Annotated in this window: 20 protein-coding genes; 6 read left to right on the top strand and 14 right to left on the bottom strand. The window is 71.2% G+C overall.

Annotation, left to right across the window (positions count from 1 at the left end; genetic code table 11):
- On the bottom strand, positions 1 to 1104 hold a 1104-nt coding region (locus ACI2LP_RS14895; protein WP_404724921.1), incomplete at its 3' end, for an adenosylhomocysteinase.
- Between the two features lie 361 nt (positions 1105 to 1465).
- Here ACI2LP_RS14895 and ACI2LP_RS14890 point away from each other — a divergent pair.
- Positions 1466 to 3559, top strand: coding sequence for a fructose-specific PTS transporter subunit EIIC (locus tag ACI2LP_RS14890; RefSeq protein ID WP_404724920.1), 2094 nt, complete (start codon positions 1466 to 1468; stop codon positions 3557 to 3559).
- Between the two features lie 149 nt (positions 3560 to 3708).
- Here ACI2LP_RS14890 and ACI2LP_RS14885 read toward each other — a convergent pair whose 3' ends face one another.
- The 7 genes from ACI2LP_RS14885 to ACI2LP_RS14855 all read right to left on the bottom strand — a co-directional run bounded on the left by ACI2LP_RS14885 (position 3709) and on the right by ACI2LP_RS14855 (position 10088).
- Positions 3709 to 4686, bottom strand: a complete 978-nt coding sequence (locus tag ACI2LP_RS14885) for a cation diffusion facilitator family transporter (RefSeq protein WP_404724919.1) — start codon at positions 4684 to 4686, stop codon at positions 3709 to 3711.
- A gap of 154 nt (positions 4687 to 4840) precedes the next feature.
- Positions 4841 to 6016 carry a mannose-6-phosphate isomerase, class I gene (gene manA, locus ACI2LP_RS14880; RefSeq protein WP_404724918.1) on the bottom strand — a complete coding sequence of 392 codons (1176 nt, stop codon included), beginning with the start codon at positions 6014 to 6016 and terminating at the stop codon, positions 4841 to 4843.
- An 86-nt stretch (positions 6017 to 6102) separates the two neighbouring features.
- A complete protein-coding gene (locus ACI2LP_RS14875) occupies positions 6103 to 7239 on the bottom strand; it encodes an SIS domain-containing protein (protein ID WP_404724917.1) in 1137 nt (378 codons plus the stop codon).
- A gap of 33 nt (positions 7240 to 7272) precedes the next feature.
- Positions 7273 to 7455: a Trm112 family protein gene (locus ACI2LP_RS14870; protein ID WP_360882018.1), complete on the bottom strand. Its 183-nt coding sequence runs from the start codon at positions 7453 to 7455 to the stop codon at positions 7273 to 7275.
- 602 nt (positions 7456 to 8057) lie between these two features.
- Complete coding sequence (locus ACI2LP_RS14865) at positions 8058 to 9422, bottom strand: phosphomannomutase/phosphoglucomutase (protein WP_404724916.1); 1365 nt, start codon at positions 9420 to 9422, stop codon at positions 8058 to 8060.
- Positions 9423 to 9483: 61 nt separating this feature from the next.
- On the bottom strand, positions 9484 to 9609 hold the full coding sequence (locus ACI2LP_RS14860; RefSeq protein WP_404724915.1) for a hypothetical protein: 126 nt from the start codon (positions 9607 to 9609) through the stop codon (positions 9484 to 9486).
- A 53-nt stretch (positions 9610 to 9662) separates the two neighbouring features.
- The gene (locus ACI2LP_RS14855; protein ID WP_404724914.1) at positions 9663 to 10088 is read right to left on the bottom strand and encodes a DUF3499 domain-containing protein; all 426 of its coding nucleotides are present in this window, start codon (positions 10086 to 10088) and stop codon (positions 9663 to 9665) included.
- A gap of 274 nt (positions 10089 to 10362) precedes the next feature.
- Between ACI2LP_RS14855 and ACI2LP_RS14850 the strand changes: the two genes are divergently transcribed.
- Positions 10363 to 10791 (top strand): metallopeptidase family protein, encoded by a 429-nt coding sequence (locus ACI2LP_RS14850; protein WP_404724913.1) that lies wholly within the window; start codon positions 10363 to 10365, stop codon positions 10789 to 10791.
- 155 nt (positions 10792 to 10946) lie between these two features.
- On the opposite strand, the gene ACI2LP_RS14845 is transcribed toward ACI2LP_RS14850, so the two are convergent.
- The 3 genes from ACI2LP_RS14845 to ACI2LP_RS14835 all read right to left on the bottom strand — a co-directional run bounded on the left by ACI2LP_RS14845 (position 10947) and on the right by ACI2LP_RS14835 (position 16664).
- A complete protein-coding gene (locus tag ACI2LP_RS14845) occupies positions 10947 to 12515 on the bottom strand; it encodes a DUF5719 family protein (protein ID WP_404724912.1) in 1569 nt (522 codons plus the stop codon).
- Positions 12512 to 16219 (bottom strand): glycosyltransferase, encoded by a 3708-nt coding sequence (locus tag ACI2LP_RS14840; protein ID WP_404724911.1) that lies wholly within the window; start codon positions 16217 to 16219, stop codon positions 12512 to 12514. The genes ACI2LP_RS14845 and ACI2LP_RS14840 overlap by 4 nt, the downstream gene beginning before the upstream one ends.
- 181 nt (positions 16220 to 16400) lie before the next feature.
- On the bottom strand, positions 16401 to 16664 hold the full coding sequence (locus ACI2LP_RS14835; RefSeq protein ID WP_023541320.1) for a WhiB family transcriptional regulator: 264 nt from the start codon (positions 16662 to 16664) through the stop codon (positions 16401 to 16403).
- A 663-nt stretch (positions 16665 to 17327) separates the two neighbouring features.
- On the opposite strand from ACI2LP_RS14835, the gene ACI2LP_RS14830 reads away from it, so the two are divergent.
- From ACI2LP_RS14830 to ACI2LP_RS14820, 3 genes are all read left to right on the top strand, one after another.
- On the top strand, positions 17328 to 17828 hold the full coding sequence (locus ACI2LP_RS14830) for a cysteine dioxygenase (RefSeq protein ID WP_404724910.1): 501 nt from the start codon (positions 17328 to 17330) through the stop codon (positions 17826 to 17828).
- A 67-nt stretch (positions 17829 to 17895) separates the two neighbouring features.
- A complete protein-coding gene (cofD, locus tag ACI2LP_RS14825) occupies positions 17896 to 18852 on the top strand; it encodes a 2-phospho-L-lactate transferase (RefSeq protein WP_404724909.1) in 957 nt (318 codons plus the stop codon).
- Positions 18849 to 20162: a coenzyme F420-0:L-glutamate ligase gene (locus ACI2LP_RS14820; protein WP_404724908.1), complete on the top strand. Its 1314-nt coding sequence runs from the start codon at positions 18849 to 18851 to the stop codon at positions 20160 to 20162. The genes cofD and ACI2LP_RS14820 overlap by 4 nt, the downstream gene beginning before the upstream one ends.
- Positions 20163 to 20174: 12 nt before the next feature.
- On the opposite strand, the gene ACI2LP_RS14815 is transcribed toward ACI2LP_RS14820, so the two are convergent.
- The 3 genes from ACI2LP_RS14815 to ACI2LP_RS14805 all read right to left on the bottom strand — a co-directional run bounded on the left by ACI2LP_RS14815 (position 20175) and on the right by ACI2LP_RS14805 (position 23889).
- Positions 20175 to 21218 carry a DNA-3-methyladenine glycosylase 2 family protein gene (locus tag ACI2LP_RS14815; RefSeq protein ID WP_404724907.1) on the bottom strand — a complete coding sequence of 348 codons (1044 nt, stop codon included), beginning with the start codon at positions 21216 to 21218 and terminating at the stop codon, positions 20175 to 20177.
- Between the two features lie 146 nt (positions 21219 to 21364).
- Positions 21365 to 22447, bottom strand: coding sequence for a sugar phosphate nucleotidyltransferase (locus ACI2LP_RS14810; protein WP_404724906.1), 1083 nt, complete (start codon positions 22445 to 22447; stop codon positions 21365 to 21367).
- Between the two features lie 107 nt (positions 22448 to 22554).
- Positions 22555 to 23889: a peptidoglycan recognition protein gene (locus ACI2LP_RS14805; RefSeq protein WP_404724905.1), complete on the bottom strand. Its 1335-nt coding sequence runs from the start codon at positions 23887 to 23889 to the stop codon at positions 22555 to 22557.
- Between the two features lie 128 nt (positions 23890 to 24017).
- Between ACI2LP_RS14805 and ACI2LP_RS14800 the strand changes: the two genes are divergently transcribed.
- Positions 24018 to 24770, top strand: coding sequence for a TIGR03089 family protein (locus ACI2LP_RS14800; RefSeq protein ID WP_404724904.1), 753 nt, complete (start codon positions 24018 to 24020; stop codon positions 24768 to 24770).
- The last annotated feature ends 131 nt before the right edge of the window (positions 24771 to 24901 follow it).

The raw sequence follows: 24901 nt of genomic DNA, 5'->3' as shown, positions 1-24901 counted from the left end.
GCCCGGGATCCGCGCCAGGCCGGCCATGTCGATCTCGTTGTCGAAGTGGCCGATGTTGCCCACGATCGCCTGGTGCTTCATCCTGGCCATGTCCGCGGCCATGATGATGTCCTTGTTGCCGGTGGTCGTGACGAAGATGTCGGCCTTGTCGACGATCTCGTCGAGCGTGGTGACCTGGTAGCCGTCCATGGCCGCCTGGAGCGCGCAGATCGGGTCGATCTCGGTGACGATCACGCGTGCGCCCTGGCCGCGCAGGGACTCCGCGCAGCCCTTGCCCACATCGCCATAGCCGCACACAACGGCGGTCTTGCCACCGATCAGCACGTCGGTGGCCCGGTTGATGCCGTCGATCAGCGAGTGCCGGCAGCCGTACTTGTTGTCGAACTTCGACTTCGTCACCGCATCGTTCACGTTGATCGCCGGGAACAGCAGCGTGCCGTCCCGGTGCATCTCGTACAACCGGTGCACACCCGTCGTCGTCTCCTCCGTCACACCACGGATCTCGGACGCCAGCTGGGTCCACTTCTGCGGGGACTCACCCAGGGTGCGGTTCAGCAGGGTGAGGATGTGGCCGTACTCCTCGCTGTCCGCCGTCGAGGGGTCCGGGGCCACGCCCGCCTTCTCGAACTCCACGCCCTTGTGGACGAGGAGGGTGGCGTCGCCACCGTCGTCGAGGATCATGTTTGGACCGCCCGTGGGGGTGTTCGGCCAGGTCAGCGCCTGCTCCGTGCACCACCAGTACTCCTCCAGCGTCTCGCCCTTCCAGGCGAAGACCGGGACGCCCTGGGGCGCCTCGGGCGTGCCGTTCGGGCCGACGGCGATGGCGGCCGCGGCATGGTCCTGGGTGGAGAAGATGTTGCAGGACGCCCAGCGCACCTCGGCGCCGAGGGCGGCCAGCGTCTCGATCAGCACGGCCGTCTGCACGGTCATGTGCAGCGAACCGGTGATCCGGGCACCGGCCAGCGGCTGCTGCTCGGCGTACTCCTTGCGGATCGACATCAGGCCGGGCATCTCATGCTCGGCGAGGGTGATCTCCTTGCGCCCGAAGGCGGCGAGGGAGAGGTCGGCGACCTTGAAATCCTGTCCAGTGGCGACAGTCGACATTGCGAGCTGCTCCTCGTGGTGTGGGTCGAGGGTGGGTACGGCTGGCTCTGCGGCGGCGGACACAGGAATGCCCGGGCGCTCGCAGTGCAGTCCGTCGGAGGCCCTCTCTCCCTCGGCCGGTCCCGGATAGGGAACCGCCCGACCGCCATCAGCAGCGACGTCTGGCTCTGGTCACGAATCTACACCGGTGGACGGGGTGGGCCCCAGCCCGCCTGTGGCGGGATCCGGCCACATCCAGTGTCACGGGGAGACCCTGTGAAGTTGGGTCACCTGGGCTGTTGATGTCGCATCCCCGTGCTGCACCATGCTCGGGGATCGGGAACATCAGCACGATCTGCGCCACAAGCGTTAGGAGAACCACGTGACAAATCCGGCAAGTGAGCAGCGGCCATTGAAGCTGCTCGCAGTGACCGCCTGTCCGACCGGCATCGCCCACACCTATATGGCGGCGGAGAAGTTGGCGCAGGCTGCGCAGGCCCTCGGCATCGAGATGAAGGTGGAGACTCAAGGCTCCATCGGCGCCGAAAATGTGCTCTCTGACAACGATGTCAAGGACGCGGACGCGGTCATCATCGCCGCCGACAAGGATGTCGACCGCAGTCGGTTCGTGGGGAAGAAGGTGCTGGCTGTCAGCGTCGCCGAGGGCATCCACCATCCGGAGCGGCTGATCGAGCAGGTGCAGAGTGCGCCCGTGCACGGCGCGGGCGGCGGAGGCGGCGGGGGCGGCGACGCCACGCCGCTGACCACCGGGGGTGCCGGCGGCAAGGAGCGCAGCGCGGTGTACAAGGCGCTGATGAACGGCGTCTCGTACATGATCCCGTTCGTGGTCGTGGGCGGGTTGCTGATCGCCATCTCGCTCGCGCTGGGCGGCGATGCCACGTCCAAGGGCTATGCGATCCCGGAGGGAACGTTCTGGGCGCACCTCTTTGCCATCGGCGTCGTCGGCTTCACCTTGATGATCCCGATCCTGTCCGGCTATATCGCCTACGCGATCGGCGACCGGCCCGCGCTCGTGCCGGGCATGATCGGTGGCTGGATCGCCAACACCGGTGAGCTGTACGACTCCAAGGCCGGCGCCGGGTTCATCGGGGCCATCGTCACCGGGTTCCTGGCCGGGTATCTGGTGTTGTGGATCAAGAAGGTCAAGGTCCCCAAGTTCGCCCGGCCGATCATGCCGATCATCGTGATCCCGATCGTCGCGACGACCACGCTTGGACTGTTCTTCATCTACGTCATCGGCAAGCCGATCTCGTGGGTCTTCACGCATCTCACCGACTGGCTCAGCGGGATGACCGGAACGAGCGCGATCCTGCTGGGCGCGATTCTCGGGTTGATGATCGCGTTCGACATGGGCGGCCCGGTCAACAAGACCGCCTTCCTCTTCGGTGCCGGGCTCATAGCCACCGGCAACCAGACCGTCATGGGTATGTGTGCGGCCGCGATTCCGGTCATGCCGCTCGGGCAGGGACTCGCCACGCTGCTGAGGCGGCGGCTCTATTCGGAGCAGGAGCGGGAGACCGGTATGGCCGCGCTGTTCATGGGGATGTTCGGCATCTCGGAGGGCGCGATTCCGTTCGCGGCGGCCAGGCCCGCGCAGGTCATTCCGGCGAACATGCTCGGTGGTGCGGCGGCCGGTGCGTTCGCCGGTCTGGCCGGTGTGCAGGACGCGGTTCCGCACGGCGGGCCGATCGTGGCCGTGCTCGGTGCGGTGGGCGGCGTGCCGATGTTCTTCCTCGCGGTTGTCATCGGCACCGTCGTCACCGCGATCAGCACGAATGCGCTGATCGACATCAAGGAGCGGAGGGACCGCGGGGCGGCAGCGCTTGTGCCTGCGGCCGCCGGTGCGGGTGCGGTGGTTGCCGAGCCGGTGCTCGCTGGAGTCGGGGCCGGTAGCGGTGCCGGGTCCGGTAGCGGGGTCGGGGCCGGTACTGAGGTCGCGGCTTCCGGTGGCGTACGGACCGAGACGTCGCCCACTTCGCCGCCTGCGGCGACCGAGGACGCTGTGCTGTCCGGGTATCTCACCGCGCAGACCGTGAAGGTCCACCTCGCCGCCGACAGCAAGGACGCCGCCATCCGCGAGATGGCCGCGATGCTCGCCACGACCGGCAAGGTCGCCGACCCCGACGCGCTCGTGGCCGCCGCGTTCGCCCGCGAGGACCAGGGCACCACCGGGCTCGGCGAGGAGATCGCCGTCCCGCACGCCAAGACCGACGCCGTCACCGCGCCGATCGTCGGGTTCGCGCGGTCGGCGGAGGGCGTCGAGTGGGGCTCGCTCGACGGCACAAAGGCCAAGTTGATCTTCATGATCACGGTGCCGGAAGCGGCTGCGGGCGATGAGCACCTGCGGATCCTGGCGCTGCTCTCGCGCAAGCTCATGGACACCGGCTTCCGGGAGCGGCTCTCGGCTGCGCCGGACGAGGCCGCGATTCTCCAGGTGCTGGGCGAGATTCAGTAGGGAGTACGCGAGAGACCGGGCAGCTGCATCGCTGCCCCCGTTCTCGTACGCGTAAGGCGTCTCGTACGCATAGTGCATGAGAAGAGCCCCCTGCCAGGATTCGCCTGACCGGCTGGGGGCCTTCTTCGTACGGGATGCGCGGGCGGAGGTCAGTGCGCCGCGCTCGGGCCCGGGCCGCCCGGGGACTTTGCCGGGTCGCTGCCTGCCGCGGCCACCGACTCGCTGTAGATGTCCGGCTCCAGGTAGATCACGCGCGCAATGGGAACGGCGTTACGGATGCGGTCCTCGGCGGCGTTGATCGCATCCGCGACCTCGCTCGCCGTGTTGTCGTGCTTGACCGCAATCTTGGCCGCGACCAGCAGTTCCTCCGGGCCCAGGTGGAGCGTACGCATGTGGATGATGCCGGTGACGGTGTCGCTGTCGACGACCGCCGCCTTGATCTTCTCGACCTCGTCCGGGCCGGCCGACTCGCCCAGGAGCAGCGACTTCGTCTCGGCCGCCAGGATGAGTGCGATCAGAATCAGCAGTACGCCGATGCAGAGCGTGCCGATGCCGTCCCACACTCCGTCGCCCGTGGCCAGGGCGATGCCCACGCCGCCGAGCGCCAGGACCAGACCGATCAGCGCGCCCAGGTCCTCCAGCAGGACGACCGGGAGTTCGGGGGCCTTCGCGCGGCGGACGAACTCCGTCCAGGAGAGATTGCCGCGCGTCTCGTTCGACTCCTTGATGGCGGTACGGAAGGAGAAGGACTCGGCGATGATCGCGAAGGCGAGCACGCCGACCGGCCAGTACCAGGCCTCGATCTCGTGCGGGTGCTTGATCTTCTCGTAGCCCTCGTAGATCGCGAACATGCCGCCGACCGAGAAGAGCACGATGGAGACGAGGAAGGCGTAGATGTAGCGCTCGCGGCCATAGCCGAAGGGGTGCTGGGGGGTCGCCTCGCGCTGGGCCTTCTTGCCGCCGAGGAGCAGCAGCCCCTGGTTGCCGGAGTCGGCGACCGAGTGGACGCTCTCCGCGAGCATCGACGACGAGCCGCTGAACAGGAACGCGACGAACTTCGCTGCCGCGATTGCGAGATTGGCGGCGAGTGCCGCCACGATCGCCTTGGTTCCGCCTGACGCGCTCATGAGTGCCGGATGTCCCTTCGTACCTACGTCGGTCGCCGCTGCCGGGGCTTTGCCCGGGCTTTGCGATGCGCCATTGTTGCAGCCGCCCTTGGTGGCGCTGCGTCAGGCCACCTTCAACGCCTTCGCCAAGCCACCACCGCCGTCACCGTCACCGTCAGGCCACCACGGTGGCGCGGAAGACTGTGCCGGGGCCGCCGCCCGTAGTCGAGATCTCCGCCTTGTCCCCTGCCGGTACGAACGCCGACTCGCCGGGAGCGAGGGTCAGGCCGCCCGCCGTCACGCTGCCCGCCGTGCAGAGCAGGATCTGCGGAGTGGGTACGGTCAGGTCGCGGGGCGCCGCGCCGGGGGCCAGGGCATAGCGGGAGAGGCGGAATTCGTCGATCGGGGTGTCGTAGACCTCTTCACCGGAGGGCGATGCCTCGGGGCGCAGAACGCCCGGGTCGCTCGCCTCGAAGCGGACGATACGCAGCAGCTCGGGGACGTCCACATGCTTGGGGGTGAGTCCGCAGCGCAGCACGTTGTCGGAGTTGGCCATGATCTCCACGCCGAGGCCGTTCAGATAGGCGTGCGGGACGCCGGCGCCGAGGAACAGGGCCTCGCCGGGCTGCAGTTGGACGTAGTTCAGAAGCATCGCGGCGATGACGCCGGGGTCGCCGGGGAAGTGGTGCGCGACCGAGGCATACGGGGCGTAGGTGCCGCCGAGCCGTTCGCAGGCGGCCGCGGCCTCGGTGACAGTGGCCGTCATCTCCTCAGGGTCGGCCGTCAGCACCGCGGTCAGCACCTCGCGGAGCGCCGCCTCCTCCGGGTGGGCGTGCAGCAGGTCGACGTACGGCTTGAGCGAGTTCACGTTGAGACCCGCCAGGAGATCGGCAGCTTCGAGGGGCGTACGGAAACCGCACAGGCCGTCGAAGGGCGTGAGCGCGCAGATCAGTTCGGGCTTGTGGTTGGCGTCCTTGTAATTGCGGTGCGGGGCGTCGATGGGGACACCCGCGCGCTCCTCCGCCTCGTAACCCTCTTGCGCCTGCGTGAGGTTCGGGTGGACCTGGAGGGAGAGGGGGGCGCCGGCCGCGAGAATCTTGAGGAGGAAGGGGAGGCGGGGGCCGAACTTCTCGACGGTCGCGGGGCCGAGTTCGCGTACGGCGTCGGCGGCGATGAGGTCGGAGAGCGGCTGTGAGTCGGTGTCACGGGTGACACGGGAGGGAGCTCCCGGGTGGGCGCCCATCCACATCTCGGCCTGGGGCTCGCCGGTGGGGGCGATGCCGAGCAGTTCCGGGATGGCGGTCGTGGAGCCCCAGGCGTAGGGGCGCACGGTGTTGGAGAGGCGGTCCATTTCTCCCTGTTTCTTCCTGGTCCGTTCTGGTTCTTCCGGTTGCGGCCGGGCCCTTACCGGTGCGTTTGTTGTGTCCGGTGCGTTTGTTACGTGGGGATGCCGGAGGCCGCCAGGGCCAGATAGATGGTCGCGAAGTCGGTCACGGCGAGGAGTTCGGCGATCGACTCCAGCTCGGTGCCGTCCTCCGGTTCGAGTTCGCTGATCGCGGTGTCGTGGCTGAGCGCCAGTTCGCGGGCGGCGGGGGCGGCGGTCAGACTGCCGGCAGTCCGGTCACGCAGCAGTACGACACGGGCCCGGAGCGCCTGCTGCTCCTCCACGCGGTCGCGGAAGAAGTCGTCCGGGTCGGCGCCGGCCGCGAAATTGCCCGCGAGGAGCACGCCGTGGGCAGGGAGCGCCTCGGGGAGCGTGGCGTCGAGGGCGGGGAGGCCGGCCAGCTCGGCCAGTACGGCGGCGAAGCGGCGGCCTGCCGGGGCGGCACCGTCCCCCTCCGTCCAGATGAGCGGAAGGCTGTCGGCGAGCTCGGCGGCGAGGGTCTTGGCCGGATTGCTGTACGTCGCGATGGCCGGGCCGCAGCGTTCGGCGGCGAGGTCTAGGCGGTCGGCGACCTTGGCGAGGGCCTCCGGGGGTGCTTCGAGCAGGCCGACCCGGTCGAGGAGGACGAGGAGCGGCGTGAGCAGCGCCCACAGTGCGCCCGGGCTGGCCGACTGCGTCTCCTCGTACATCTCGTGCGGCGCGGTGGCCATGGGGACGACCAGGCCGTGTGTCCCGTCGACGGCCTCGGAGAGCGGGGAGCGCTGGGGGGCGACGGCGACGACGGTGCAGCCGCGGCGGTACGCCTGCTCGGCGAGGAGGGCGAGGCCGGGTTCGCTGCCGTCGATGGTGGCGATGAGGAGGAGGTCCACGGAGCCTGCCCAGCCGGGGAGCGACCAGCGCAGGGCGCCGGCGGCGGGGGCGACGCCGGTGGGGTGGAGCCGGGTCACCGGAGCGGAGGCGCCGGCCAGGGCGCCGATCAGGTCGGCGACGCCGGTGGCCGCGGTGCCGGGGCCCGCGACGAGCACGGCGCGGGGGCGGCCCTCGGGTTTGAGCTCGGCGATACCGGCCTCCGCGGCGTGCCGGGCGGCGGTGCGTACGCGCGCCCCGGCCTCGGCTGCGCCTCGGAGCAGTCCTCGGCGATCGGCGCGGGCGAGGGCTTCCGGGGCGTCGAGGAGCGACTCGTCGAGCATGGGGTTTGGCCTCCGATGCCGTGCGGTGGTGGGTCAGGCGGGACGGCGTGCCTCATCGACGAGGAGGACGGGGATGCCGTCCCGTACCGGGTAGGCCAGGCCGCAGTCCTTGCCGGTGCAGATCAGCTCGGGCGTGTCGGCTGCCGTGCGGTCGGTGAGAGGGGCGTGGCAGGCCGGGCAGGCGAGGATCTCGAGGAGGCCGGCTTCGAGCGGCATGTGCGGGGTGTCCTTTCGGGGGCGTGGCGGGTCGTACGTCGCGGGGCGAACGGGGGGTCGCGGCGTGGTGGATTGGGCCACGTCAGCGTACCGCTGGGGGGCGGGGTGCGGCGCGTTCTGGGGGTACGGGGGCGGTTCCCCCACCCCCGCCCCTCCCCCGAACCGTGGCTCCGCCCCGGCCCCCCGGAGGCGTGCCTTTCCCACCCGCCCGCCCTGAAGATGTGGGGGACAGGGTCCCCCACGCCCCCGGCGGTGGCCGCAGCTGCGCGCCGCGGGCCGGGGGACGCCCAGCAGGGAGGCCCGCTGCCGCACACCCCAGGCCGGGGCTCCGCCCGGACCCCGGGGAGTGCTTCCCCACCCACCCGCCCCGAGGATGTGGGGGACGGGGCCCCCACGCCCCCGGCGTGGCGGCAGCTTCGCGCCGCCGGGTGCCCCACGCAACGACCGCGGCTGCGCGCCGCGGCCGGGACGCGGTCGGCGGGGCGATGCGGGCTGCTGCCGGCCGCGACAGCCGTGCGGCTCCGCGCCGGCCACCGCCCGGAGCGGCCCTCACGCCCGGCTCCGGGCCGGCACCTTGCCGGTCATCGGCCGTGCGCGGCCCCTCACGCCCCCCTTACCAACCCCAGCACCTCATCCCGCGCCTTCGCCATCGTCGGCTCGTCCCGTGCCTCCACATTCAGGCGCAGCAGCGGCTCCGTGTTCGACGGGCGGAGATTGAACCACCAGTCCTCGGTCGAGACCGTCAGGCCGTCCAGTTCGTCGATCGTCACGCCCTCGCGCGACGCGAACGCCGTCTTCACCGCCGCCATGCGGCCCGCCTGGTCGTCGACCGTGGAGTTGATCTCACCCGAGGCCTTGTACCGGTCGTACTGCGCGACCAGCGCCGACAGCGGGCCGTCCTGCGAGCCCAGGGCCGCCAGGACGTGGAGGGCCGCGAGCATGCCCGTGTCCGCGTTCCAGAAGTCGCGGAAGTAGTAGTGGGCCGAGTGCTCACCGCCGAAGATCGCTCCCGTACGGGCCATCTCCTCCTTGATGAAGGAGTGGCCGACCCGCGTACGGACCGGGGTGCCGCCGTTCTCGCGTACGACCTCCGGGACCGACCACGACGTGATCAGGTTGTGGATCACCGTGCCGCCGGGGTGCTTCGCCAGTTCGCGCGCAGCGACCAGCGCCGTGATCGCCGACGGCGAGATGCCCTCGCCCCGCTCGTCCACGACGAAGCAGCGGTCCGCGTCCCCGTCGAAGGCCAGGCCCAGGTCCGCGCCCTCGGACCGGACGCGGGCCTGCAGGTCGACGATGTTCGCCGGGTCCAGCGGGTTCGCCTCGTGGTTGGGGAAGGTGCCGTCCAGCTCGAAGTACATCGGTACGAGCGTCACGGGGAGGGACTCGAAGACGGTCGGGACGGTGTGGCCGCCCATGCCGTTGCCCGCGTCCACCACCACCTTCAGCGGACGCATCCGCGACAGATCCACCAGGGACAGCAGGTACGCGGCGTAGTCCGTCAGTGTGTCGCGCTCGGTCACCGTGCCCGGCTCGGCCGCGGGCTCCGGCGCCCCCTGCTCGGACCAGGACTCGACCAGCGCGCGGATGTCCGCGAGGCCGGTGTCCTGGCCCACCGGCGCCGCGCCCGCCCGGCACATCTTGATGCCGTTGTACTGCGCCGGGTTGTGCGAGGCCGTGAACATCGCGCCCGGCAGGCCGAAGTGCCCCGACGCGAAGTACAGCTGGTCGGTCGAGCACAGCCCGATCAGCGTCACATCCGCGCCCCTGGCCGCCGCCCCGCGAGCGAACGCGCCCGAGAGCCCCGGCGACGAAGGCCTCATGTCATGGCCGACGACGATCGCCTCGGCTCCCGTCACCTGGACGAACGCCGCCCCGAACAGCTCGGCCAGCGCCTCGTCCCACTGATCCGGCACCACCCCGCGGACGTCGTACGCCTTCACGATCTGCGACAGATCAGCAGTCACGGGCCCAACCCTCCTGAATTCTCCTGAGGTCACTGCGGTCACCTCAAAGTACCCGCCCAAACTAAGCGAGCATCCGGCCCAGTGCCGCTTGTACGGGGAACGCCGCGGCCACCGCCGACAGCTCGGGCGACAGGCCCGCGTCCGCCGCGGCCGTGAAAGGGCCGATGGCTGCCGCCTGCGCGGTCAACGCCGCCCCGATGTCGGCGAGTTGAGCCGAGAGATTGCCGGCCGGGAACGCGGTCAGGAGTCCGGGGAACGCAGCACCCGCAGATGGCCGCGGCGCGCGACCTCCCTCGGGTCCGCCCGGCGGCCGTTCTGAACACCGGCCTCGGCAGTCCGGCCCTGGGGGCGCGCCGCCTCACGTACGGCATTGGCGAGCGCCTCGAGGTCGTCACCGCTGGGGCGGGCCGGGGCGGAGCCGTCGGTGAGCCGCACGACCTCCCAGCCGCGCGGGGCGGTCAGCCGCTCACCGTGCTCGGCGCACAGGTCGTAGCAGTGGGGCTCGGCATAGGTGGCGAGGGGGCCGAGGACCGCGGTCGAATCGGCATAGACGTACGTCAGTGTCGCGACGGCAGGGCGGCCGCACGCGGTGCGCGAACAGCGACGTACAGGGCTCACGAGGTTGGACGGTACCGCACTCTTGAGCGGGCTGCGACGACTCTCCACCAGGTCACTCCACCGTGTCGTAGTGCGAGGTCCCCGCCGACCGCTCCCCGAGCAACTGCCCTGACCTGCACGGAAAGAGGAGCCCGCAAGCGACGACCGCCAGTGAGTCGGTCATGACTTGGCGTAAATGAGGTCATTCGCGAAGCGATCGACGATCGCAGGGAGATATGCAATCGGACCCAAGCTTGGCCGGAATGTTCAATAAACGACAACCTTTCAACCCGGCGCGCGCAGTCGATCGCCACGCCCCCTGGAGAGCTACGCTGCGTCAGTGATGGACAGTCCTGTACCGCCCCCGCCGTCCGGGCCGCGACCCCGCCGCCGAGACCGCCACGGCCGCGGCATGCGCGGGCCCGTCGCCCCTCCCCAGGTACCCCTTGCCGCGAGCCGCGCCGAGTCCTTCCGCGACCTCGTGCAGGACTCGGTGGAGCGCCTGGAACGGCGCTGGCCACAACTGGCCGACGTGGACTTTCTCGTACTGGACGTGCCGGGCGCGCCGGAGGAGACGGTGCCGCTGGGCACCTCGCTCCCCGCGAACAAGGGGCGGCCCGCCCAGATTGTGGTCTACCGGCGGCCTGTGGAGATTCGTACGAAGACCCGCGACGAGCGGGCGATGCTGGTGCACGAGGTGGTCGTGGAGCAGGTCGCGGAGCTGCTGGGGCTGGCGCCGGAGTCGGTGGATCCGCGGTACGGCCAGGACTGACCGCAGACCGCAGACCGCAGACCGCAGACCGCAGACCGCAGACCGCATGAACGACCGACCGGTTACGGCTGGTGACAGATTGCGGCTGACAGGTTTCGGCATCTGCCGGCCGGACGACCACCGCCGTCAGCCGTCAGCCGTCAGCCGTCAGCCGGTCAGTCGCCCAGTACCGACAGATCCTGCTCCGCCTCCGGCACCGCCACCGTCCCCCGGTCGTCCGGCAGCGTCTGCACCGTGAACATCTGGATGCCGTCCTGCGGCAGCGCCAGCATCCGCGACGCATGCACCGGGCCGCCCGACTGCGTTTCGACGGTCAGCGCGTACGCCCCCTTCAGCCCGGCCGGCACCGGCGGGGTGACGGCCAGCGTCGTACCTGCCTTGACCGTGTACGTCTTGACGACCGGGGTGCCGCCCTCGGTGCCCGCCGACGCCGTGACCTTCACCTGGGCGGTCGCGCCGGGCGCGGTCAGCGCGAGCGTCGAGCCCTTGGCCCGGTTGTCGGCCGCGGTCGCCCGCTCCCCCACCGGTGCGGTCGCCGGGATGAAGGCGACCTCCTGCTTGTCGCCCTTGCCGCGTACGACGCGCAGCGCCGCGACCACCGGGGTGGCCCGGCCGCTCTGGGCCGGGCTGAGGATCAGGGATCCGGCCTCGCCCTTGGTCACGTCCAGGAGGTCGACGCTCGTGGTCATCCCCGACTTGACGTGCACCGTCTCGTGTCCGGCCGGGGTGATCCTGCCGGTGGCGCCCGCGAGTTGCACCTTCAGGTCGGCGTCGTCGTCACCGGGCGCGAAGACCACCAGGCGTACCGAAGTGGCGTCCGCCGGGATGCCGGGCAGCACCGCCGTGCCCGACGGGTCGGCCGATGCGGTCAGCCAGTCGCTGCCGGTCTTGTCCTCGGCGGCCCGCACCACCGCGCCCACGCGGCCCGTGCGGGTGGTGACATGGACCGTCACATCCGCGGCCGCCTCGGAGGTGAGCGTGGACAGCAGAACCGGGACGCTGGACCCGGCGGGGACCGGGATGCCCTCGGTCAGAGTGGTCTTGAGGGGCCCGTCCTTGCCGTAGAGCTCGATGTCGGCGACGGCCGCGGTGGCGTCCGGGTTGGTGAGGTGGACGTAGTCCTGGCGGTTCTCCGCCGTGGACACGCCGGGGAACCAGAAGTCGGTGTCCGGGCCGGTGCAGCCGACTCCCAGCACGCCGCGTGCGCTGCCCGCGGTCACCGTGGTGGTCTGCTGGGCGGTCCAGCCCGGGGCGAGGCGCCCGGTGGCGGTGCCGACGAGGGCGGGGGCGTCGCCGCCGCCGGCCTCGGCGCCGACCGGCTTGCCGGGCTCCTTGAGCGCGAGCACCGCCTTGTCCGGCGTCGGCTTCTTCGGCCCCTTCGCCGCGTCGGTGCCCTTCTTGGCCCCGTCCTTCTTCTTGGTCTCGTCCTTCTTGGGCGTCGCAGAGCCGGGGTCGGTCAACACCGCCGTGGACGCCTTCAGTTCGGCCGTTCCGTCCTTCGTGTCGGCCGACTTCCCGGCCGGGGTGAAGGAGGTGTACTGCGTCTGAGCGAGCTCGGAGCTGCTCGGCGCGGGGCAGAGCAGGCTGGAGCGTTCGACAGGCAGCCGCGCCGGGGCCTTCGCCTCCGTTGCGGCACCGCCGTCCGGCGCGGTCAGCGCGGCGAGTCCGGTCACGGCGGCGAGTGCGGTGGCGGCGGCGAGCAGGGAGATGGTGGTGCGGTTCACTCTGACTCGCCTCGCGTTGCGTTGCCGGGGTTGCCGTTCGGGTCGGGGTGCTGGTTGGTCTCGCCGTAGGTGTAGGAGTCGTACTGCCCGTCTCCGTACGGCGCCGTCTGATACGGGTCCTGGTACTGGCCGGCCTGATACGGCTGTTGCTGGTACTGCTCACCGCCGTACTGCTCACCGCCGTACTGCTCGGCGCCGTTTGCGTACTGTCCATTGCCGTACTGGTACTGCTCGTTGGCGTACGGGGCGGCGTATCCGGCACCGGCATCCGTGTACGACTGTGCGTCCCACTCGCCGTACTGCTGCTGGGGCACAGCCGCATACGGCGACTGCGGTTCCTGCGGTTGTTGCTGCTGCTGCGCGAAGACGTCCTGTTCGGCGGAGAGTTGGGCGTACGGATCGGCAGCCACGGCAGCGTCCGCAGCACCCGCCGCCGTTTCCAGCTCCGCCTCCGCCTCCGCCTGAGCGCGCAGCCTGCGTGCCCGGCGCCCCTCGCCCGCCACGGGCTGCGCCGGTACCGCGATCTCCTCTTCCGGCAGGTCGTCGTCGAACTCCCGCCGCCTGCCCGGCAGTGCGAGCACCACCAGCACCAGCGCGAGCCCACCCTGCGCCCAGATCCAGCCGGTGTGGGTGGCGGGGTCGTCGTACGTCAGGTCCAGCCGGCCGCCCCCGGCGGGGAGCTCGAAGCCCTGGGCCCAGCCGTCGACGACCGTCTTGTTCAGTTCACGGCCGTCGAGAGTGGCCTGCCAGCCCTCGTCCGCGCGGTCCGCGATGCGCAGTACCCGCCCGGATTCGCCGGCCGGGATCTTGGCGTGGGCCTCGACGGCGTCGGACGCGACGGGCAACGGATCGCCCTTGCCGGTGACGATGGTGGCCCGGGCGACCTGGCGGTCGACGCGCCACAGTGCGCTGCCGTCGAGCTGGCTGAGGCGGCTCAGGCCGGGCGTCGCGTCCAGGACGCGACTGGTCTGGCGGGGTGCTCCGTCGCGTACGAGTACGTAACGGATGGCAAAGCCGCTGAGCTGGCTCGTCTGGTCGGCGCCGGAGCCCGCGACGAGGTTGGCGACGATCTTGTCGAGCCGGGCGTCGCTGCCGCCCGCCTCGGCGAGCTCGGCGTCGCCGAGGCGGCCGCCGGAGCCGCGGACGAGGCTGTACGAGACCTTGGCCGGGGAGGTGCCGCCGAGCACGAGGGTGCGCGGCTGGTCACGGGTGTCGCTCTCCTCGGCGACGAAGGCGGGGACCTGAACGGGGTCGCGCCGCGACAGGGGGCCCGCCGCACCGTTGAGCATCCAGTTGCCCGCGGCGAGGAGGGGCGCGAGGCCGGCCGCGAGCGCGATGAGCCCGGCGACCGGCTGGCGCCAGCCGAAGCTCTGGGCGGCGACGCGCTCGCGGCCGCCTTCGGCGCCGAGTACGGCAGCGGTGAGGAGGGCGATTCCGTAGACGAGGGTGGCGGGTCCCGCCCACGCCGAGCCGTTGGCGATCACCGCGAAGATCAGCGCGATGAGGGCGACGGCCCATGCGTTGCGGATCGCGAACTGCCGCTCACCGCGCAGCAGGGCGGCGAGTGCCGCGAGCACGATGCCGATGAGCAGGATGCCGCCCGCGGCCTTGGGGCCGCCCGGGCTGATGCCGAGGAGGTCGAGCGCGCTCGCCGACCCGGCGCCGAATTCGAGTCCGGCCTCGCGGAAGAAGGCGGACGGACTGGTCAGCAGTGTGAGCGACCAGGGTGCGAGGACGAGCAGCGGGGTGCCGACGGCGGCGACGAAGCGCAGCCCGTAAGCCGTGATGTCGTCGCGGCGCAGTACGAGGACGGCGATGCCCAGCACGAGCGCGAGCGGCCACACGATGGGCGTGAACGCCGTGGTGAAGGTGAGCAGGAGTGCGTATGCCCAGGTGGCCCGCCAGCTCGGGCGTCCGCTGCCGGTGCTGCGCAGACCGTGGGCTGCGGCGCCCGCGCGGGCGATGAGCGGAAGCAGGATCGCGAGGACGGCCGTGCCGAGCCGGCCGCCGGCGAGCGCGCCGGTCGCGGCGGGCAGGAAGGCGTACGCGATGCTCGCCCAGGCCCGCAGCAGCCGGGATTCCACGAGAGGGCGGGACGCGAAGTAGGCGGTGAGCCCGGCGAGCGGGACCGAGCAGACGAGCAGCACGGTGAGTGCGAAGCCGGTGGAGCCGAGGAAGAGCGTGGCCAGGACCGCGAGCACCGCGAGATAGGGGGGTGCGGTCTGGGTGCCGCCGGTGCCGAGGGGGTGCCAGTTGTCGGCGTAGCGGGACCAGAGGTCGGAGACGTCGGCGGGGGCGGGCAGCAGTGCGCCGCCGGCCAGCGATCCGCCGCCGAACAGGCCACGGCAGGCGACGAGCGAGACGAGGAGCAGTACGGCGAAGAGGAGAGGACCCGGCTTGCGGGCGATCTTCTTCAGCCGCGCGAACTGCTCGATCTCCAGGAAGTCCGCGTCGTCCCCGCCGGGTCCCGATTCGACGGCGCCGTGCCGGGAGCCGCCGGAGTCGGAGTCGGAACCGGCACCGATGTGGCCTGCGACCTGTTCGACGGTGGCACGGATGGTCGCGCCGGGCGGCGGGAAGAGCGGTCGCAGTTCGCTCGCCTCGACCGCTCGGTGCGATCGTCTGCGGCGGCCGGCGATGATCCGCTCGGGCCTCAGCAGGACGCCGAAGAGTCCCATGACTTCGTCGACGGCCTGGCCGGGTGCCTTGCCGACGAGATACGCGAGCGTGCGCAGCAGGGTGCCGAACACGATGCGCAGCAGTACGTAGGGGAGGACGGCGCCGCGTGCGTTGGTCAGGAGGGTGTAGGCGGCGCCCGCCTTGTCGACGCGGTGCGGGCTGGCGACGGAGCGGCCCGCGCAGTCGACGGTACGGCGTTCGCGGGCGGCGGCCTCGGCGTGCCGCATGACGGCGTCGGGGGCGACGAGGACGCGGTGTCCCGCGGAGTGGGCGCGCCAACACAGGTCGACGTCGTCGCGCATGAGGGGCAGTCGCCGGTCGAAGCCGCCGAGCTGGTCGAAGACGTCGCGGCGGATGAGCATGCCGGCGGAGGAGACGGACAGGACGGAGCGGATCTGGTCGTGCTGTCCCTGGTCCTGTTCGCGGCGGTCCAGTCCGGTCCAGCGGCGTCCGCTGTTGGCGATGGAGACGCCGGCTTCGAGGAGTTGCTTGCGGTCGTACCAGCCGCGGAGCTTGGGTCCGACGACGGCGGCGTACTCGTCGGAGTCGGCGACGCGCAGCAGTTCGGCGAGAGCGTCGGGGGCGGGCGCGCAGTCGTCGTGGAGCAGCCACAGCCACTGGACGGGCTCGCCGTAGGGGAGTTCGGGCATGTCGTACGCGTCGTCGCGCCACGTCCTGCTGACCGGGTCCCAGCCGCTGGGCCGCTTCAGATAGGGCAGGTCGTCGGGGGTGAGGACGCCGGCCGTGCGGGCCGCCTCGTCGACGGCGGCGCCGAAGCCGGTGCGGCGGGCGAGGTGCAGCACGCGTTCGGCGCCGAGTGCCTCGGTGACCAGCCGCGCGGAGTCGTCGGCACTGCCGGTGTCGGCGGCGATGACGTTCTGTACGGGGCGTTCCTGGCCGAGAAGTCCGGCGAGGGCGTCGGGGAGCCAGCGCGCGCCGTCGTGGGAGACGAGCACGGCGGTGACGACATGCCGCGGGAACTCGGGCGGCTGTGCAGGGGCGAACGCGGCTGTGGTGGCGGACATTGAGGTACGGGCCCTCCGGCCGGGGGTCGCCCCGTAGGGGCGTGGAGCGTCTTTGACGGGGCCCCACACTAACGGCTGGCACGAGAGCGGTCCGCCGACTGCGGTGAGGATGCAGTCGGCGGACCGTGGTTTACGTACGTGGTTGTGGTGTTTGGTCGGGCCGCGGGGGCCGGGTCGGGCTTCAGACGGCGGCCTTCTTCAGCCGGCGGCGTTCGCGCTCGGACAGGCCGCCCCAGATGCCGAATCGCTCGTCGTTGGCGAGGGCGTACTCAAGGCATTCGGAGCGGACTTCGCAGGCGAGGCAGACCTTCTTGGCCTCGCGGGTGGATCCGCCCTTCTCGGGGAAGAAGGACTCGGGATCGGTCTGGGCGCACAACGCGCGCTCCTGCCAGCCGAGTTCCTCGTCCGCGTCCTCGACCAGCAGTTGTTCGAACAGCTCGGTCATGTGCGCCCCTCGTCTGTCTTTTTTGCGTCCCCGTGATGTCGCAGCTATCAATTTCGGCCGAACGACACGAGTGAAATTACAAGTGTGTGGATCCGGGCCAGTCAAGCCGAGATCTGCTATTGGGCCCGGTATTCACTCTGTGGAACCAAGGCTATGCGGAAAGTGTTCAAATCATCAAAAACCTGACACATGCCAGCGGCCTGCCCGCGCCCCCTCCCCACAGCCACTCACGAGCGGCTCACGAGGGAAGACGCCGCATGGTTCGATCTTGTTGCGATCGAGCCATTGAAGCGATCCGGATCACAATCCGATCACGGGAGCGCGGCGGCGTTTACGAGCGCGGTTGCAGCGCCATGTCTCCGCGACCACCACCGCACAAACCTTTCTCCGGACGCCGTAACCGGATGAGGTGAAACATTGCCACCAAATCGGTCATTGAGTTGACAAGCGAAGAGGCCAACCGTCACCTTTGATGACATGCCAGCGACCTCAGTGCACTCCGCGACCCCCCTCCGTGGGTTCCGCAGCGCTGTCCAGGCCCGCTGTTGCTGTTCCAGCTGTTGATGCGCCGTAGCGCTCCAGCATCTCTTCGCATGTAGATCAACCCGCGAGTCCTGCGACACCCCAGCACTGCACGTTCTCTGCCGAGGAACCACCGCACCCATGAACAGCGACAGCGACCTCCAGATCGCCGGCGACATCCTCGCCGTACAGCACCTTCTCCAGCCCGCCCGCGAGCACCCGGCGACCGTCGCCGACTTCGTCGGGCTGGCCCGCTCCATCGCCGACGACCGCGCGCAGTGGGCCCACCTCGTCCAGTACGACACCACCACCCGCTGGTACCACCGGCTGCACACCGGCCCCGGCTACGAGGTGTGGTTGCTGTCCTGGGTACCGGGGCAGGGCAGCGGACTGCACGACCACGGCCTCTCCTCCGGTGTACTGACCGTCCTCGACGGCGAGCTCACCGAGCGGACCGAGCGGACGTCGCGGTCGCTCGCGGCGGGCTCGCAGCGCGTGTTCGCGCCCGGCTATGTGCACGAAGTGGTCAACGATTCGCTCGAGCCCGCGGTCAGCCTGCACATCTACTACCCGGGTCTGACCGATATGCCGATGCACAGCTCCCAGTGCGCCCCGGCCGACCGGGATGTCGTACGCGCCTGACAGGCCCGCGCCCGTCGCCCGACCACCACCCCTCAAACGATCAGGCTGCGCCTGACAGACTGTCTGCATGCGCATTGTGGTTCTGGCCGGCGGCATCGGCGGCGCCCGTTTCCTCCGCGGTCTCAAGCAGGCCGCGCCCGAAGCGGACGTCACCGTGATCGGCAACACCGGCGACGACATCCATCTGTTCGGACTCAAGGTCTGCCCGGACCTCGACACCGTGATGTACACCCTCGGCGGTGGCATCAACGAGGAGCAGGGCTGGGGACGCACGGACGAGAGCTTCCGCGTCAAGGAGGAGCTCGCGGCGTACGGCGTGGGCCCCGAGTGGTTCGGGCTCGGCGACCGCGACTTCGCCACCCACATCGTCCGTACGCAGATGATCGCCGCGGGCTATCCGCTCAGCGCAGTCACCGAGGCGCTCTGCGCCCGCTGGAACCCGGGCGTGCGACTGCTGCCGATGTCCGACGACCGCGTCGAGACGCATGTGGCCGTCGAGATCGAGGGCGAGAAGAAGGTCATCCACTTCCAGGAGTACTGGGTGAAGCTGCGGGCATCGGTGGCCGCGGAGGCCGTCGTGCCCGTCGGCGCGGACCAGGCGAAGCCGGCGCCCGGCGTGCTGGAGGCGATCGCCGCCGCGGACGTCATCCTCTTCCCACCGTCCAACCCCGTCGTCAGCGTCGGCACGATCCTGGCAGTGCCGGGGATCCGCGAGGCCATCGCCGACGCGGGCGTACCGGTCGTGGGTCTGTCCCCCATCGTCGGGGACGCGCCCGTGCGCGGCATGGCGGACAAGGTGCTCGCGGCGGTGGGCGTGGAGTCGACGGCCGCGGCCGTCGCTCAGCACTACGGCTCCGGACTGCTGGACGGCTGGCTCGTCGACACCGTCGACGAGGGCGCGGTGGCCGAGGTCGAGGCGGCGGGGATCCGCTGCCGGGCCGTGCCGCTGCTGATGACGGACGTGGACGCGGCCGCCGAGATGGCGCGGCAGGCACTGGCACTGGCCGAAGAGGTACGGGCGTGAGCTCGCCGTCGGCCGGGAACGCGCCCGGCTACCGGGTCTGGGCACTGCCCGGCCTCGGCGAGGTGCGCCCGGGTGACGACCTGGCCAAGCTGATCGCCGCCACCGAGCCGGGCCTGGTGGACGGGGACGTCCTGCTCGTCACCTCGAAGATCGTGAGCAAGGCGGAGGGAAGGGTCGTCGCCGCGACGGACCGTGAGGCGGCCATCGACGCGGAGACGGTACGGGTGGTGGCGCGGCGCGGCACCCTTCGTATCGTCGAGAACCGGCAGGGCCTGGTGATGGCGGCCGCCGGGGTCGACGCCTCCAACACCCCTGCCGGGACAGTGCTGTTGCTGCCCGCCGACCCCGATGCCTCGGCGCGGGCGATCCGTACGGGGCTGCGGGAGACGCTCGGCGTGGACGTCGGCGTGATCGTCACGGACACCTTCGGGCGGCCCTGGCGCAACGGTCTGACCGATGTGGCGATCGGCGCGGCGGGGGTGCGGGTCCTGGACGATCTGCGCGGCGGCGTCGACGCGCACGGCAATCCGCTGAGCGCGACGGTCGTGGCCGTCGCCGACGAACTCGCCGCGGCGGGCGACCTGGTGAAGGGCAAGGCCGAGGGGCTGCCGGTCGCGGTGGTGCGCGGGCTGCCGCAGTTGGTCGGCTCCGGCGACGGCGCCCGGGCGATCGTGCGCGTCGCGGCCGACGACATGTTCCGGCTGGGGACCTCCGAGGCGGTACGGGAGGCGGTCACCCAGCGCCGTACCGTGCGGGAGTTCACCGACGAGCCGGTGGATCCGGGCGCTGTGCGGCGCGCAGTCGCGGCCGCCGTGACGGCTCCGGCGCCGCATCACACGACGCCGTGGCGGTTCGTACTGCTCGAATCCGCCGCTTCGCGCACCGGGTTGCTGGACGCGATGCGGGACGCGTGGATCTCGGATCTGCGGCGCGACGGCAAGAGCGAGGAGTCCATCGCGAAGCGGGTGCGGCGCGGCGAGGTGCTGCGGGGCGCGCCCTGTCTGGTCGTGCCCTGCATGGTGATGGAGGGCTCGCACAGCTACGGCGATCCGCGGCGCGACGGCGCCGAACGCGAGATGTTCGTGGTCGCGGCGGGCGCCGCCGTACAGAACTTCCTGGTGGCGCTGGCCGGCGAGCGGCTGGGTTCGGCGTGGGTGTCGTCCACGATGTTCTGCCGCGATGTCGTACGGGACGTGCTGAGGCTGCCGGCCGAGTGGGAGCCGATGGGAGCGGTGGCCGTGGGGCATGCGGCCGAGGCGCCGCGGCCGAGGCCGGTGCGGGAGGCTTCCGCGTTCATCGAGGTCCGCTGACGCCCCACGCGCTCAGAGCTTGCCGATGTCGCCGCGGGGCATCTTCGGTTTGCGGCGGGCCGGGGCGTGGCCGCTGAGCAGGATGAAGCGGGCGGCACGGTGGCGCTGGCCGGCGTAGGGGGCGAGAAGTTCGAGCATCGCCGCGTCGTCGGCGTTGCGGTCGCCCGCGAGGGCGTAGCCGACGATGCCGGGCAGATGGAGGTCGCCGACGGTGATGGCGTCGGGCGCGCCATTGCTGCGCTGGATCGTCTCGGCGGAGGTCCACGGGCCGATGCCGGGGATCAACTCGAGCCGTTTCTGGGCCTGTTCGGGCTCCATGGCCGCGGCCTCCTCCAGCCGGCGGGCAACGCGGACGGCGCGCAGGATGGTGGAGGCGCGCTTGTTGTCCACGCCGGCGCGGTGCCATTCCCAGGAGGGGATCAGGGCCCAGGTGCGGGGTTCGGGCATCACACGCAGGCGCGTGTCCGGACCCGGGGCGGGCTCTCCGTACTTCCGTACGAGGAGCCGCCAGGCCCGGTATGCCTCGTCCGTGGTGACCTTCTGCTCCAGGATCGAGGGGATCAGGGACTCGAGGACGAGCGCGGTACGGGTCAGCCGCAGGCCCGGGCGGCGGTGCTGGGAGACGGCGACGAGGCGGTGGCGGGGGGTGAAGGCGGCGGGGTCGTCGCCCTCACCGAGCAGCGCGGGAAGCTGCTCCAGCAGCCACTCCGCGCCGGGGCCCCAGGCCTCGGCCTCTGCGGCGCCGCCGCGCATCGCTACGCGGAGGGTGCCGGGGCCGGCGGGGGTGCGGCAGGCGCGCCATACGGAGCCGTCGGGGGTGACGCGGAAGGTGGGATCGGCGGGGCCGCGGCGGAGCGGGCCGAGGACGAGGCCGAGGTCGAGGGGGCCGGGGGGTGTCCATCGCCGCGTCTGGGGGGCGGGCTGCGTTGCGGACCGGGCGCCGGTCGGAGCGCCGCTCCCGGCGGGGGTGGCCTGCCGTGGGACGCCTGCGGGCACGACGGTCTCCCCGCCGCGGATGGTGGTCCCGGTGGGGCGGGGTGCGAAGCGTGCTGACACGGCGGGGGTCCTTGGGGGTCGGGGTGCGCACTCTGAGGGTAGGCGGTGTTGTTTCCCCCACCCCGCCTCTTCCCGTAACTGGGGCTCCGCTCCTCAAACGCCGGAGGGGCTGAATGTGTCAGCCCGTCCGGTGATTGAGGACCTGCCTACTGGTCCGAGGAGAAACGCACCGACGAGCCCGGCAGTACCGCGTCGCACCACACCCTCGCCCCGTCGCGCAGTTCGTTGTCCGCGCCCACCACCGCGCCGTCGCCGACCACCACCCCCGACAGCACCGTGCGGGCTCCGATCCGTGCGCCCGCGCCGATCAGGGAGGACGAGATCACCGCGCCCTCCTCCACCATCGCGCCGGCGAGGAGCGCGCTGCCGTCGATGCGGGCGCCCGAGGAGACCACCGCGTTCGCGCCGACGACCGTGCCGCCCGAGAGTTTGGCGTCGGGGGCCACCGAGGCCGACGGGAGGATCAGGCGGTCGCCGCAGCGGCCCGGGACTGCCGGGGAGGGTGCGCGGCCCAGCACCAGGTCCGCCGAGCCGCGGACGAAGGCCTGGGGGGTGCCCAGGTCCAGCCAGTACGTGGAGTCGACCATGCCCTGGAGATGGGCGCCGGAGGCGAGCAGATCGGGGAACGTCTCGCGTTCGACCGAGACCGGGCGGCCCGTCGGGATCGTGTCGATGACCGAGCGGCGGAACACATACGCCCCCGCGTTGATCTGGTCGGTGACGATCTCCTCCGGGGTCTGGGGCTTCTCCAGGAAGGCCCGCACCCGGCCCGTCGCGTCCGTCGGCACCAGGCCGAAGGCCCGCGGGTCCTCGACCCGGGTCAGATGGAGCGAGACATCCGCGCCCGACGACCGGTGCGTGGCGACCAGCGCCGTGATGTCCAGGCCCGTCAGGATGTCCCCGTTGAAGATCAGCACCGGGTCCTCGGGGCCCGACCGCAGCCGTGACGCGACGTTGCGGATCGCGCCGCCCGTGCCGAGCGGTTCCTCCTCGGTGACGTACTCCAGGTGGAGCCCGAGCTCGGAGCCGTCGCCGAAGTACGGCTCGAAGACCTCGGCCAGATACGACGTCGCGAGCACTATGTGCTCGACCCCCGCCGCCCTGGCCCGCGCCAGTTGATGTGTGAGGAACGGGACGCCCGCCGCCGGGACCATCGGCTTCGGCGTGTTGACGGTGAGCGGGCGCAGCCGGGTGCCCTTGCCGCCGACCAGGAGGATCGCTTCTGTCACCTTGTCGTCTCTGCTTCCTGCTGGGGCCGGTGTGGTCGCTCGTTGGGGTCAACTCGTGCGAGACCGGCAGTGTAGGCAGTGGGTCGGAGCATGCCCGGCCGGCGACATCAGCCACGTCCCTGGTACGCGGCCGCGGCGCTCCGGACGGTGCCGAGCTTGCTGTAGAGGCGGGCTCCCGGACACTCGGTGATATATCCGTCCCGATGTCCGGAAATGACATTGAAGGAAACCTTGACGCCCTTCGCGTACTTGCCGCTCCCTCCTGACGTCAGCACCACCTTGCCGCTCGGATCGGCTCCGAACAGCCCGAGCTTCCAGGCGGTGAGCTTGGCAATGGCGGTCACCGCTGCCGCCGGCGGGGTGGAGAGACTGTACGTGCCGAGTACGGCGATGCCCATGCTGTCCGTGTTAAATCCCAGCGTGTGTGCGCCGAGCACCGCCTTGTCCACGCCTCCCGCACGCCCCTCGTAGATGTTTCCGCACTTGTCGATGGCGAAGTTGTAGCCGATGTCGCGCCAGCCACTGCTCACGACGTGGTAGCGGTAAATACTGCGCAGGACGGAGGGCGCCTGCGCGCAGGTATAGCTGTTGCCGGTGGCGGTGTGGTGCACGAAGGCGGCCTTCACGGTCGTCGTGTAGGCGAATTCCTTCTCGCGCAGCGACTCGTCGGCGCCCCATCCCTTGCGCGTGATGATGCTCGGGCGCGGGCCGATGTACGGCTTCTCGGCCGTCTGTGGGACAGCTGCCTGTGCCTTGGTCTCCTCCTCGGAGAGGGCGGGGAGTACGTCCGGCTCCTCCGGCTCCTCCGGCTCCTCCTCAGAGAGGGCCGGGAGTACGTCAGGCCCCTCCGGCTCTCCCTCGGGCGCGTCCGCGACCGTCCGGTTGGCCACGCCCGGCTCACGCCCCCCGGCCGGTTCGGGCGCGGCGCCCGGGTCCACGAGTTCGAGGCGCAAGCCCTTGGGCAGCGGGGCGCGTTCGGCCCGGCCCCCCTTCACCCGTACCTCCACACCGTCCGACTCCCCCACCCACAGCGGGGCCGTCGACCCGCGCACCTTCCCCGAGTCGCTCTCCTCGGTGCCGCGGTCGGCCCGGTGCTCCTCGTTGTGCGTCTCCAGGTCCTGCCAGCCCGACCACTGTGCCGAGCCGAGTGCCCGGGTGCGGACCTGGACCGCGCCGTGCAGTTCGGCGTCCACGTCGTCCCAGACGACGCCGACGAGCGAGAAGGGTCTGACCTCACGCTCAGTCAACCCCTGTTCCGCCGCCCGTCCGAGGGGCCCGTCCGTCGCTCTCGGCCCGATCACCTCCAGCGGCAGCGACTGAGTGGAGCCGGGTACATCCGGCACCTGCGGAGGCGCGGCATGAGCGCCGGAGGACAACGAAAGCGGAAGCACCAGCGCGGCTGTGCACGCGACGCCGGTCGAGTAAGCAAGAAATCCACGCATGAACAAGATCCTGGGCCCCGTCCGTCGACTCCGCTCGGCGGAGAACTGACTGACCATCGGTCCGACCGGTGGAACCGGTCACCGGTACGGACGTCGCGTCCCCACCCCCGCCGCGTACGCTTGCGCGGGTGAACGCCAGCGACCGCACCCCTGCCGACCTGCTGCGATCCGCGCTCGCCGCGGACCCGGCCCGCCCCTTGGTCACTTTCTACGACGACGCCACCGGTGAGCGCGTCGAATTGTCCGTCGCCACCTTCGCCAATTGGGTGGCCAAGACGGCGAATCTGCTTCAGGGCGACCTCGCCGCCGCGCCCGGTGACCGGCTCGCGCTGCTGCTTCCGGCGCACTGGCAGAGCGCGGTCTGGCTGCTCGCCTGCGCCTCGGTCGGGGTGACGGCGGAGGTGGGGGGAGATCCGGCCGATGCGGATCTGGTCGTCGCCGGACCCGGGCAGTTCGACGCCGGACTCGCCTGCGGCGGCGAGCGGATCGCCCTGTCCCTGGAGCCGCTCGGCCGCCGCTTCCCCGTCCCGCCCGCCGGGTACGCCGACTACGCGGTCGAGGTGCCGAGCCAGGGCGACCGTTTCGCTCCGTACGCGCCGGTGGACCCGGACGCGCCCGCGCTCAGTGTCGGCGGCAGCGATCTGACCGGCGCCCAGCTCGTCGAGCGGGCGCGCGCCGACGCCGCCGGACTGGGCCTCACGCCCGGCTCCCGGCTGCTCGCGGGGCGCGGATACGACACGTGGGAGGGGCTGTCCTGCGGTCTGTACGCGCCGCTCGCGGCGGGCGGGTCCGTCGTCCTGTGCCGACACCTCGACAAGCTGCCCCCGGAGGGCCTCGAGAAGCGGATCGAGAGCGAGCGCGTCACCAACACCGCGGTATGACAAGCCTCTGAGGTCCACCCGCTTGGCGCACACCCGGGCCGAGCCCCCCGGCTCCAGCCTCAACTCCGGTGGATGATCGGCGATACGCGTGCTTCAACGCACAACCAAGCGCGAGGTTCAGCCGTCTAGTC

This window comes from Streptomyces sp. NPDC019890 (genome assembly GCF_044903445.1).
In the GTDB taxonomy this organism is placed as follows: domain Bacteria; phylum Actinomycetota; class Actinomycetes; order Streptomycetales; family Streptomycetaceae; genus Streptomyces.
The sequence above is the reverse complement of the archived record's forward strand: the minus strand, read 5'-3'. Positions and strand labels throughout refer to the sequence as shown.